10 protein-coding genes and 1 pseudogene are annotated in these 11,006 nt (G+C 62.5%); 6 read left to right on the top strand and 5 right to left on the bottom strand.

What is annotated here, in order from left to right:
• The 3 genes and pseudogenes from AB4Y40_RS09590 to AB4Y40_RS09580 all read right to left on the bottom strand — a co-directional run.
• Positions 1 to 355, bottom strand: a pseudogene (locus tag AB4Y40_RS09590) (NAD(P)(+) transhydrogenase (Re/Si-specific) subunit alpha); the annotation flags it as partial.
• Positions 356 to 540: 185 nt separating this feature from the next.
• The gene (locus AB4Y40_RS09585) at positions 541 to 1,782 is read right to left on the bottom strand and encodes a CaiB/BaiF CoA transferase family protein (RefSeq protein ID WP_368687471.1); all 1,242 of its coding nucleotides are present in this window, start codon (positions 1,780 to 1,782) and stop codon (positions 541 to 543) included.
• A gap of 48 nt (positions 1,783 to 1,830) precedes the next feature.
• Positions 1,831 to 2,625, bottom strand: a complete 795-nt coding sequence (locus AB4Y40_RS09580; RefSeq protein ID WP_368687470.1) for a crotonase/enoyl-CoA hydratase family protein — start codon at positions 2,623 to 2,625, stop codon at positions 1,831 to 1,833.
• Positions 2,626 to 2,845: 220 nt separating this feature from the next.
• Between AB4Y40_RS09580 and AB4Y40_RS09575 the strand changes: the two genes are divergently transcribed.
• The 5 genes from AB4Y40_RS09575 to AB4Y40_RS09555 all read left to right on the top strand — a co-directional run bounded on the left by AB4Y40_RS09575 (position 2,846) and on the right by AB4Y40_RS09555 (position 8,459).
• Positions 2,846 to 3,622, top strand: coding sequence for an enoyl-CoA hydratase (locus tag AB4Y40_RS09575; protein ID WP_368687469.1), 777 nt, complete (start codon positions 2,846 to 2,848; stop codon positions 3,620 to 3,622).
• A 107-nt stretch (positions 3,623 to 3,729) separates the two neighbouring features.
• Positions 3,730 to 4,716, top strand: coding sequence for an NAD(P)H-dependent flavin oxidoreductase (locus AB4Y40_RS09570; protein WP_368687468.1), 987 nt, complete (start codon positions 3,730 to 3,732; stop codon positions 4,714 to 4,716).
• Positions 4,713 to 5,906 carry a CaiB/BaiF CoA transferase family protein gene (locus tag AB4Y40_RS09565; RefSeq protein ID WP_368687467.1) on the top strand — a complete coding sequence of 398 codons (1,194 nt, stop codon included), beginning with the start codon at positions 4,713 to 4,715 and terminating at the stop codon, positions 5,904 to 5,906. The genes AB4Y40_RS09570 and AB4Y40_RS09565 overlap by 4 nt, the downstream gene beginning before the upstream one ends.
• Positions 5,907 to 5,919: 13 nt before the next feature.
• On the top strand, positions 5,920 to 7,212 hold the full coding sequence (locus tag AB4Y40_RS09560) for an acetyl-CoA hydrolase/transferase family protein (RefSeq protein ID WP_368687487.1): 1,293 nt from the start codon (positions 5,920 to 5,922) through the stop codon (positions 7,210 to 7,212).
• Between the two features lie 50 nt (positions 7,213 to 7,262).
• Entirely contained in the window at positions 7,263 to 8,459 is a 1,197-nt protein-coding gene (locus AB4Y40_RS09555) for an acetyl-CoA C-acetyltransferase (protein ID WP_368687466.1), read from the top strand.
• A 49-nt stretch (positions 8,460 to 8,508) separates the two neighbouring features.
• Here AB4Y40_RS09555 and AB4Y40_RS09550 read toward each other — a convergent pair whose 3' ends face one another.
• The gene (locus AB4Y40_RS09550) at positions 8,509 to 8,679 is read right to left on the bottom strand and encodes a rubredoxin (RefSeq protein ID WP_008917747.1); all 171 of its coding nucleotides are present in this window, start codon (positions 8,677 to 8,679) and stop codon (positions 8,509 to 8,511) included.
• A gap of 32 nt (positions 8,680 to 8,711) precedes the next feature.
• Positions 8,712 to 9,914 (bottom strand): cytochrome P450, encoded by a 1,203-nt coding sequence (locus tag AB4Y40_RS09545; RefSeq protein WP_368687465.1) that lies wholly within the window; start codon positions 9,912 to 9,914, stop codon positions 8,712 to 8,714.
• Positions 9,915 to 10,068: 154 nt separating this feature from the next.
• Between AB4Y40_RS09545 and AB4Y40_RS09540 the strand changes: the two genes are divergently transcribed.
• A complete protein-coding gene (locus AB4Y40_RS09540) occupies positions 10,069 to 10,974 on the top strand; it encodes an SDR family NAD(P)-dependent oxidoreductase (protein ID WP_368687464.1) in 906 nt (301 codons plus the stop codon).
• Positions 10,975 to 11,006 lie beyond the last annotated feature (32 nt).

The raw sequence follows: 11,006 nt of genomic DNA, 5'->3' as shown, positions 1-11,006 counted from the left end.
GCGGCGCGGCTTCGAGCGCGAACGCCGTCACGCCAGCCTCGGCGAGTTTCGCGGCGTTCTCCGCATTAAAGGGATCGAGCATGCCGACCAGCACTGCGCCGCGCTTCATGAACGGCAATTCGCTGACGGTGGGCGACTGGACCTTGAGCACGAGGTCCGCGCCGAAGGCCGTGGCCGCATCGGCGACCTGCGCGCCCACGGTCGTGTAGGCCTCGTCGGGATAGCTCGCGCCGACGCCGGCGCCCGCCTGGATCGTGACCGTGTGGCCCTGGGCGACGTATTTCCTGACTGTCTCCGGCGTCGCGGCCACGCGGGTTTCGTTCGCCCGGGTTTCTGCGGGTATTCCAATGTGCATCAAAGAACCCCTGATTGCAAAAGCGTGATACGAAACAAACCAGTTGGCTGCCGAGGGTGTTCGAGCAACCCCGCAACCATCCTCGAATGTCTCGCTACGACAGAGACATTCGTTGTCCTGATTGATATGGATAGTCCGCAAAAGAGCGCAGCCCCGAAGGGCTGCTCTTCGCAAAATCCTGCTTTCTAAAGTACCTTCTTTTCGCGCAAGGTATCGATATCGGATTGCGACATACCCAGCACATCACGCAGCACGGCGTCCGTGTGCTGCCCGAGCATCGGCGGCGCTCCGTACGAATCGATAGGCGTGCCCGACATCTTCACCGGATTGGCAACCATACGGACCGCCTCGTCGGTGAGCGGATGCGCGACTTCAACACACATCGCACGCGCCTGCACATGGGGATCGGCGAACACTTGTTCCAGATTGTTGATCGGCCCCGCCGGCACCCCAGCCGCGTCGAGAGCCGCCAGCAGTTCATCGCTTTGCCATTTGGCGATAAGCGGTTCGAACACTTCGCCAAGCGCGCGGCGATTCTTCACTCGCAGTGCAATCTCGCTGAATCGTGGGTCGCTGGCGAGTTCGGGATGCCCGAGGACCTGGCACATCCGCGCGTATTGTTCGTTGTTGCCAGCAACGATCATGATGTCGCGATCGGCACAGCGGAACATGCGCGACGGCATGCCGCCGTTTCCCTCCGTACCGCGCCGGATCGGAACCTGCCCCGAAACGAGGTACTGGCTCGCATAGTGCGATGTGGCGGCGATCATCGCGTCCAGCAGCGCCAGGTCGATGTACTGCCCCTCCCCACTGCCGCCTTGCGCCGCGTCGCGATGATAGAGCGCGGCGATGATCGCGGACGCCGCGTACTGTCCACAAAGGATGTCCGCGAGACTGGGCCCGGTTTTCATCGGTCCGCCGCCTGGCACGTCGTCGCCGTTGCCCGTGACGCTCATCAGACCGCCCATCGCCTGGAAAATCGAGTCATATCCGGGGCGGGGACTGTACGGCCCGGTTTGTCCGAACCCCGTTATCGAGCAGTAGATCAAGCGGGGATTGACGAGCTTGAGGCTCTCATAGTCGAGCCCGTAGCGTTTCAGGTCGCCAACCTTATAGTTCTCGAGCAGCACGTCGCAATGCGCAGCCAGCGAGCGGATCAGCGTCTGCCCGTCGGGCGTCGAAATATCGCACGTGATCGACTTCTTGCCGCGGTTCGCGCTAATAAAGAACGTCGATTCGCGCGTGACCTTGCCCTCCCGATCCATGAGAAACGGAGGGCCGAACTGCCGCGAATCGTCCCCTTTGCCCGGACGCTCGACCTTGATGACCTCCGCGCCGAGATCCGCCAGCATCTGCGCCCCCCAGGGCCCCGCGAGAATACGGCTCAGGTCGAGTACGCGAACCCCCGTCAACGCGCCTTTTGTCATATCAAACTGTCCCCTTGAATTCACACCGGCCGCGCCGCAAGCCATGCATCAGCGTCCGACGAACTTCGCCGTACGTTTTTCGATGAAGGACTGAACGCCTTCCTTTGCATCTTCCGTGTTGTAGAGAAACTGCTGCGTCGACTGAATCGTCGCGTAGGCATCCTGCCAGCCTTGCCCCAGTGAAACACGCGCGTTCTGAATCGTGGCCTGCACGGCGAGCGGCGCCTGCGAGGCGATTCGCTCTGCGATAGCAAGCGCGCGGTCGAACTCCTGGCCCGCCGGCACGACGTCCTGAACGAAGTTCATGTGGCGCGCCTCCTCGGCAGTAAACTCGTCGCCGGTGAGCAGCACCTTCATCGCGTTGCCCCAGCCGGCACGCTGGACCATGCGGAACGTCGCACCACAACCTGCCATGATCCCCCGCTTCACTTCAAGTTGGGAGAAACGGCAGTTATCGGCGGCCACGGCCACTTCCGACGCGAGCATCAATTCGACCGCGACCGTAAAGCAGATCCCCTTGAGAGCGATGACGACCGGCTTGGTGCGCAGCGGCGCGCGCAAGTTGAACGGATCGACCTCGCCCTCCGGAAGCAAGGGTTTGCCCTCACGGCGCAGCGGCGCGATCTTCGGCATGTCGAGCCCCGCCGTAAAGTGGTCGCCTTCGGCATAGACCAGACCGCAGAACAAATCGCTACTGTTCTCGAGCTGCGTGTAAGCGGCGGCTAGTTCCTTGAACATCTTCGGGGTAAAGCCGTTGCGCTTTTCCGGCCGGTCGATCCCTATCAAAAGCAGGTTCCCGCGTTGTTCAACGCGAATCTGTCCGTCCTCGTGACGAGTCGTCATGCACTGTCTCCTCGCGGTGTTTTCCGTTAGCAAATCTGACCATGGGCTCAATTGACAAAGCCGGGTCACACATTCAGAATCATAAACGTCGTTCACAAATTTGGCAACGCGCGGCACGACCCGGCGCAGTCTGAACGGGGTGCCACAGCCAACACAACCGAGGCCGGGCAGATACCGATGCTGGCTTAAGTGTTCACCCTGATTCCCGCAAGGAAAGACCATGGCCTACGAGACGATCATCGTCGAAATTCACGGCAAGACCGGCTTGATCAAGCTGAACCGTCCGCATGCCTATAACGCGCTGAACAACCAGTTGATGGACGAGCTGACGGCCGCACTCGACGGCCTCGAGGCCGATCCTGCCATCGGCGCGATCGTGCTCACCGGCAGCGAAAAAGCATTCGCCGCCGGAGCCGACATCAAGATGATGGGCGAATGGACGTACATGGACGTCTACAAGAACCAGTTCATCACTTCGAACTGGGAGCGCACCTCGCGTTGCCGTAAACCGGTCATCGCCGCCGTCGCCGGTCTCGCGTTGGGCGGAGGCTGCGAGCTGGCCATGATGTGCGATTTCATTCTGGCCGCCGACAACGCGCGTTTCGCCCTTCCCGAAATCACGCTCGCAACCATTCCCGGCGCCGGCGGCACGCAGCGCCTCACGCGCGTGCTCGGCAAATCGAAGGCGATGGAGATGATCCTCACCGGCCGCAAGATGGACGCTGTCGAAGCCGAACGATGCGGGCTCGTGAGCCGCATCGTTCCCGTCGATACGCTCGTCGGCGAAGCGCTGAAAACAGCCGACGAAATCGCGCGATTCTCGCAACCGGTCGTGGCGATGGCGAAAGAGTGCGTCAACCGTGCTTACGAATCGAGCCTCGCCGAAGGCATCCTGTTCGAGCGGCGCATGGCTTATTCGACCTTCGCCACCGAAGACCGCAAGGAAGGCATGGCAGCCTTCGCCGAAAAACGCAAGCCGCAGTTCCGCGATTGTTGAATCGCTGAAAAAGCCACTTCTGCCGTGGCTAACCGAGCACGCCAGGCCGCGCGCATCCAGCGCCCTCCTCTGGCACCCACACTCCCTCCCCAGACTACAGGCACGTGATGAAACCCTACGTCAACCGTATTACTGAACTACTCGGCATTCAATACCCCATCATTCAAGGCGGCATGCGCTGGGTGGCGCGGGCTGAACTGGCAGCGGCCGTAGGTAACGCGGGCGGTCTTGGGTTCATCTCCGCGCATACGCATGCAAGCGCCGACGCGCTCGCGCGTGAAATCGACAAAGTGCGTTCGCTCACGGACAAGCCGTTCGGTGTGAATCTGACCGTACTCGGCGCGAATGCCGGTCTCGACTATGACGCGTATGTGCGCACCATCGTTTCGCAGGGTGTCAAGGTCGTGGAAACGGCAGGTAGCAATCCCGCGAAATACATCGCCGAATTCAAGGCGCAGGGCGTCAAGGTCGTCCACAAGTGCGTCACGGTCCGCCACGCGGTAAAGGCCGAATCGCTCGGCGCAGACGCCATCAGCATCGACGGGTTCGAATGCGCGGGGCACCCCGGTGAAGACGATATCCCGGGACTGATCCTGATTCCCGCCGCCGCCGACAAGCTGAAGGTGCCGATTCTCGCCTCCGGTGGTTTCGCCGATGGGCGCGGTCTGATGGCGGCTCTGGCGCTCGGTGCGGACGGCATCAATATGGGCACGCGCTTCATGCTCACGCAAGAATCGCAGGTCCACCCGGCGATCAAGCAACGTCTGCTGGAAGCGACGGAGCGCGATACGGTGGTGGTCGGCCGCTCGCTCGGCGATGCAAGCCGTGTGATCAAGAATAGCGTGAGCCTCGCCGCGCTCGAACTCGAGCGCAGCGGGCACGTGACGCATGCCGACCTCTACGCGCTGACCGGAGCCAAGCGTTGGATGGACGCATTCGGCACGGGAGAAGTCGAAGGCGGCGCGTTCCCCGCCGGGATCGTGACCGGTCTCATCCACGACCTGCCGACTTGTGCGGAACTGATCGAACGCATCGTGAAGGAGGCTGCCGCGATCGCGCAACGCCAGCTCGGCTTCGGAGCCGCTCTCGCATGAAACTCACCGGTCTTCGCGTCGTGGACCTGTCCCAGTTCATGCCGGGTCCGTTCCTCGCCGCCAATCTCGCGGAACACGGGGCGCAGGTCATCAAGATCGAGCCGGTCACCGGCGACCCCACACGCGGTGCACCGGGCACGGATGGCGCGTTCTTCGCCGCAATCAACCGCGGCAAGCGCAGCATCGCCCTCGACTTGAAGCATCCCGATGGACGCGAGGCGGCGCTCAAGCTGATGAACGAGGCTGACGTGGTGATCGAGTCGTCGCGGCCGGGGGTGGCCGCCCGCCTTGGCATCGACTACGACACGGTGAGCCGGACGAACCCGCGACTCGTTTATTGCGCAATGACCGCATTTGGTCAGAACGGCCCGCTCTCTCAACTGCCCGCTCATGATCCGGTGATTCAATCGCTTGCGGGAACGCTGCCGCGCGACTGCCGCGGGGTGCCGGTTACCACAGGGCCATCACTCGCCGCGCTGGCCGGTTCGTTGACGGCGTTGTCCGCTGTGTTGATGGCCCTCCTGCGCGCGCGGGAGACGGGCCGCGGCGACTATATCGACATCTCGCTCTTCGATGCGGCGCTCACTGCACAGCCTTATCTCAGTGGCCACTTGCTCAACACGCCGGACGTTTCATCTCAGGAAACGCCAGACGACATTGGGCTCGCACTGCTCAGCAGCTATGAGACTGCCGATTCGAAGTGGCTCTGCCTCGGCGGCCGGGAGCGCAGCTTTGCCACCAACCTGCTTACGCCACTCGGCCGCCCGGATCTGGTCGGTGACGCCATCGGTCCGGCTGGTGAAGGTCAAACGCGGGTGCGCGCATTCCTGACGCGTACCTTTCTGAGCCGCACGCTCGATGAATGGCTCGACTGGTTCGAGGGCCGAAACATCAGCGTCGCGCCGGTGCTCTCGCTCGCCGAAGCGCTCGACCATCCACATGCGCATGAGCGCGCGATGATTCAAAGCGATCCGTCCGGACGCAAACACGTTGCAAGCCCGATGCACTTCCGTATGGAGCCTGCGGCGCCGCCGCTCGCCGTTCCGCGCCTTGGTCAGCATACGGAAGCCGTACTGCGCAGCATCGGATACAGCGAAGAGCGGATCGCGGAAGTCATCGCATCGGGCGCCGTGCGTGGGCAGTACGACGACATCTATGCCGTTGCGCAAACGACTCAAACTACGCACTGACGCGAACAACATCATGCCTTTACTGCTAGAGGCGGACTCCGTCGACTTCGCATCCATCGTTCGTCCCGGAGATACCGTCGCGTGGGGTCAATCGAATGCGGAGCCCCTCCCGCTCACGAGAAAGTTGCTAGAGCAACGGCACGGCATCGGCGCGTTTCGGATTTTTCTGGGCGCTAGTCGTTTCGACACGTGCCGGCCGGAGCACGCTGACTGCATCGATTTCGTTTCGTACTGCGGCACAGGCGCCAACCGCGCTTTGGCCAAGGCTGGCGCACTCGATATTCTTCCGTGCCACTACTCGCAGTTTCCCCAGATGATGGAGTCGGGCCAGTTTCCCATCGACGTCTTGCTGCTGCAGCTGTCGCCGCCCGATTCACTGGGTCGCTACAGCCTCTCCATTGCGCACGAGTATCTGATTCCGGCACTGAAGCACGCGCGCGTCGTCGTCGCAGAGGTGAATGAGCAGGCGCCCTGGACGTACGGCGAGCGCTACCTTCGCGACGATGAGATCGACTTCATCCTGCCGACGTCGCGCGCTCTACCCGAAAGTTCGCCCAGCGCAGCAAGCGCAACGGAACTGGCGATTGCGCGGTACACGGCAAGTTTGATCGATGACGGCGCCACGATTCAACTTGGTCTCGGCGCGATTCCAGAGGCGATCCTTGCCTGCCTCTCCGATCGTCGAAACCTCGGCATTCATTCCGGCACGATTGGGGACAAAGTCGCCGATCTAATGCTAAGCGGCGTCATCAACAATGCGCGCAAATCCATCGACATAGGCAAGACCATCGCCGGCGTGATGATGGGTGGCCGCCGCATTCACGAGTTCGCGCACCGCAACGACGCCATCGAGTTTCGTTCGACCCGCTACACGCACGACCCGCATGTGCTCGCGAGCATCGATCGCTTCGTCGCCATCAACTCGGCGGTCGAAGTTGATCTGAGCGGACAGATCAACGCCGAAATTGCGGGGGGCGTGTACGTGGGCGCGGTGGGCGGCGCGCTCGACTTCCTGCGCGGCGCGCGACGCTCTCATGGCGGCGTTCCCGTCATCGCACTGCCCTCCACGGCTGGCAAGGGCGCCACCCGCATTGTCGCGTCGTTGACCGGACCGGTTAGCACGCCGCGCAGCGACGCCGGGATCGTGGTGACGGAATACGGCGTAGCCGATCTGCGCGGACTGACGCTGCGGCAACGGCGCGAGCGCATGCTTGCGATCGCCCATCCGGACCATCGTGGCGCGATCGACCAGATGGCCGGCGCCCCGCCTTCCAATCGTTCCGGAAGTGCGACGCTCGTCGCCTGATTGCCATCGGGCCCGAATCAGAAACTCGAAACCCTGCAAGGAACTGTCCCATGAAACGCGCAGCAATTGTGTCCCCCGTACGCACGCCCGTCGGCACCTTTGGCGGTAGCCTGCGCGGTGTCTCCGTCGAAGAACTCGGCGCACTCGTTGCGAACGAAACGATCCGGCGAGCGAGACTCGATCCCGCTCGCATCGACGATGTCGTGTTCGCACAATCGTACGCGAGCAGCGAAACGCCCTGCGTGGGCCGCTGGATCGCGCTGCAGGCGGGCCTGCCCGTGGCAGTGCCGGGCATGCAACTGGACCGTCGCTGCGGCGGCGGCCTGCAGGCCCTCGCCACCGCGGCGATGATGGTGCAAACCGGCGCCGCCGACGTGGTGCTGGCCGGCGGCGTGGAAAGCATGAGCAACATCGAGTACTACAGCACGGACATGCGCTGGGGCGCCCGTTCGGGCTCCGTTCAGTTTCACGACCGTCTCGCACGCGGCCGCGAGCGCTCGCAGCCCGAATCTCGCTTCGGCTATATCTCCGGCATGATCGAGACAGCGGAAAATCTCGCCACCGACTATGGCATCAGCCGCGAGGCCGCCGACGAATTCGCGTTACGCAGCCACCAGCGCGCGGCGGCGGCGTGGGAGTCGGGCCGCATGGCCGAGGAAGTCGTTGCGGTCAGCGTGCCCCAAAAGAAGGGCGAGCCGCTCCGTTTCTCCAGGGACGAAGGATTCCGGGCGGACGCCAGCATGGAAAGTCTCGGCAAGCTTCGCGCTTTGATGCCGGGCGGCACGGTGACCGCCGGCAACTCCAGCCAGCAGAATGACGCCGCCGCCGCTTGCCTCGTGGTTGCGGAAGACCGTATCGAAGCGCTCGGGCTCGAACCCATCGCCTGGCTGACCGGCTGGGCCGCCGCCGGCTGCGAGCCGTCACGCATGGGCATCGGCCCCGTGCCTGCGGTCCAGAAGCTCATGGCGCGCACGGGTCTCTCGCTCGATCAGATGGATCTCGTCGAAGTGAACGAAGCGTTCGCATGCCAGGTGCTGGCAGTCCTCAAAGGCTGGAACTGGCACGATACCGACCGGCTCAACGTGAACGGCTCCGGCATATCGCTCGGCCATCCGATTGGCGCAACGGGCGTGCGGATCATGACGACGCTCCTGCACGAACTGACGCGTCGAAAGGGACGATATGCGCTCGAGACCATGTGCATCGGCGGCGGCCAGGGTATCGCCGCCGTCTTCGAGCGCGTTTGACACTGGGCGACGCAGCGCACGGCCTGGCGCCGTGCGCGTGCCCTAACCCTCAGGCCTCCACCTCGACCATCACGAAGTCGGCCTTGGTCGCGCCGCACTCGGGGCATGCCCAGTCATCCGGGATGTCTTCCCAGCGGGTGCCGGGCGCGATGCCCTCCGCCGGAAGTCCCGCCGCTTCGTCGTAGTAAAACCCGCAAAAAATGCATTGCCACTTTTTCATGATCGTCTATGAGTCGTTGAGGTGGGGTTATTTCAGGGCGCTACGTCCCAGGCGAGCGGCAGATAAAGCATGCCGTTGACCGAGCCCGAGCCGCATCGTGGCTTGTCGCCCTCGCGAATGCGGAAATCGGGAATGCGTTTGAGCCATTCCTGCAGGAACACCTTGATCTCCGTGCGCGCGAGAAACGATCCCGGACAGCGATGCGGTCCGTTGCCGAAAGCCGCGTGCATCACCGGCTTGCGCGTGAGGTCGACGGCAAGCGGGTTGCTGAACTTGCGGTCGTCGAGGCCGAACAGAGAGTTCGGCAACTGGATCTGGTCACCCTTCCTGAACTGGATGCCTTTGTATTCCATGTCCTCGGTAATGAGCCGCGCGGTATTCGCCACGCCAAAGCGCCGGATCAATTCGTCGACCGACGACACCATCAGTTCCGGATTCTCGATGAGTTGCTGCCGGTGCGCCGGATTCTCGGCGAGGAAACGTGCGATGAAACCCATCATCGAGGCGACGGTATCCAGGCCACCGAACAGCACGACGATAAACATCCCGAACATGCGCTCGGGGCTGATCGGCTTGCCATCGACCTGTGCGTTGACAATCAGGCTGACCAGATCGCCGCCCGCCTGGGCCTTGCGCTTTTCCACCCAGGTGGCGATATAGCCGCCAAGGCGATGCTGGGATTCGATGCGTTCGTCGAGATTGCCGCGTACGGCCCACTCCGCCCATTCGAGCAGTTGCTCGCGATCGCTCAACGGAAGGTCTGCGAGACGCAGAAAAATCACGATCGGCAGGATCTTCGAGAACTCCGAGACGAACTCGCATTCGCCTCGCGGAGCGATCTTTTCGATCAACTCGATTGCGAGGCTGCGCACGTCGCTCTCGAGCGACGCGATTGCCTGCGGAAGAAAAGCGGGCGTGATCAGGTTGCGGTACGCAGTGTGCTCAGGCGGGTCGAGTTCGAGCGGCACGAGCCGCGACTCGTTGAGCGGCGGAATGTTGACGCTTTGATGCGAGAAGCGCGTATGGTCCTTCTGCATCGCCTCGATATCTTCACCTCGCGTGGCGATCCAGTGGCCTCCATAGTAAGGGGACCATACGATGTCGGGCCCCGCGTGCAGCGACTTCCATGCCAGATGAACATCGTCTTGTGCGTCAGGCGGGTTCATATAGTCGAAATCGACCACAAGGTCTCGCGGAACATGGTCCGGCACGGTCCAGCCTTTCGTATGATTCATCTTGCGTCTCCTTTCATTTCGTCGTCTTCGAATGGATGAATCGCCACACTCTGCGTCAATGCGTCTGCGTTCATATTATGCAACGTCGTTCAGTTTTGCTATTATACCGAGGCGAGCATTTCTACATCAACGCCTGTATCGAACGGAGACAAGAGTGAGCGATTTCGTCAAGGACAAGGTGGTAGTGGTAACGGGTGCGGGTGCCGGCATCGGGCGCGACTTCGCGCTGCAATTCGCGGCGAACGGCGCCAAGGTCGTCGTCAACGACCTCGGTCGCAACGCCGAAACCGGCGAATTCGCCGCACAGCGCGTTGTCGCGGAAATCAAGGAGGCCGGCGGACAAGCGGTTGCCTCGATGGACAGTGTCGCCGAATGGGATTCGGCGCAGAAGATCGTGCAGGCCGCGCTGGACACGTTCGGCCGCATCGACTGTGTGGTGAACAACGCCGGCATCGTGCGTGACCGCATGTTCTTCAACATGAGCCTCGACGAGTGGAAGGCCGTGGTCGACGTCCACCTGAACGGGTCGTTTTTCGTGGCGCGTGCGGCGGCTCCGCATTTCAAGGCGCAAAACGGCGGCAGCTTCGTTCATATGACCTCCACGTCGGGTCTGATCGGCAATATCGGGCAAGCCAACTACTCGGCCGCCAAGATGGGTGTCGTCGGTCTGTCCAAGTCGATCGCCCTCGACATGGCCAAATTCAACGTGCGTTCGAATTGCATCGCACCGTGGGCGTGGACCGCGATGACGGCCTCGATTCCCTCGGAAACGCCGGAGCAAAAGGCACGCGTCGAGATTCTCAAGCGCATGGAATCGCGCAAGATCGCGCCACTCGCCGTGTACCTCGCTTCCGACCAGGCCGCCAAGGTTTCGGGCCAGATCTTCGGTGTGCGCGCCAACGAAATCTACTTCTTCAACCAGATCCGCATGATCCGCTCACTGCATCGCGACGGCGGCTGGACGCCCGAAGCGATTGCCGAACAGGTCATGCCGGCGTTCGAGTCGAGCTTCTTCCCGAACGTGCCTTCCATGGCGCTCACGCCGTGGGATCCGGTGTAAGCACAGTTGGACCACGCCCGCGCCACATCTTT

The sequence above is a fragment of the Paraburkholderia sp. EG287B genome (genome assembly GCF_040965595.1).
Taxonomy (GTDB): domain Bacteria; phylum Pseudomonadota; class Gammaproteobacteria; order Burkholderiales; family Burkholderiaceae; genus Paraburkholderia.
This window is presented reverse-complemented; position numbering and strand designations above follow the sequence as displayed.

Bases quoted from the DNA above. Each gene is read 5' to 3' on its own strand.
- AB4Y40_RS09570 (WP_368687468.1), top strand. From the start codon at position 3,730: ATGAAACCCTACGTCAACCGTATTACTGAACTACTCGGCATTCAATAC.
- AB4Y40_RS09560 (WP_368687487.1), top strand. From the start codon at position 5,920: ATGCCTTTACTGCTAGAGGCGGACTCCGTCGACTTCGCATCCATCGTT.
- AB4Y40_RS09550 (WP_008917747.1), bottom strand. From the start codon at position 8,679: ATGAAAAAGTGGCAATGCATTTTTTGCGGGTTTTACTACGACGAAGCG.
- AB4Y40_RS09575 (WP_368687469.1), top strand. From the start codon at position 2,846: ATGGCCTACGAGACGATCATCGTCGAAATTCACGGCAAGACCGGCTTG.
- AB4Y40_RS09565 (WP_368687467.1), top strand. From the start codon at position 4,713: ATGAAACTCACCGGTCTTCGCGTCGTGGACCTGTCCCAGTTCATGCCG.
- AB4Y40_RS09585 (WP_368687471.1), bottom strand. From the start codon at position 1,782: ATGACAAAAGGCGCGTTGACGGGGGTTCGCGTACTCGACCTGAGCCGT.
- AB4Y40_RS09555 (WP_368687466.1), top strand. From the start codon at position 7,263: ATGAAACGCGCAGCAATTGTGTCCCCCGTACGCACGCCCGTCGGCACC.
- AB4Y40_RS09545 (WP_368687465.1), bottom strand. From the start codon at position 9,914: ATGAATCATACGAAAGGCTGGACCGTGCCGGACCATGTTCCGCGAGAC.
- AB4Y40_RS09580 (WP_368687470.1), bottom strand. From the start codon at position 2,625: ATGACGACTCGTCACGAGGACGGACAGATTCGCGTTGAACAACGCGGG.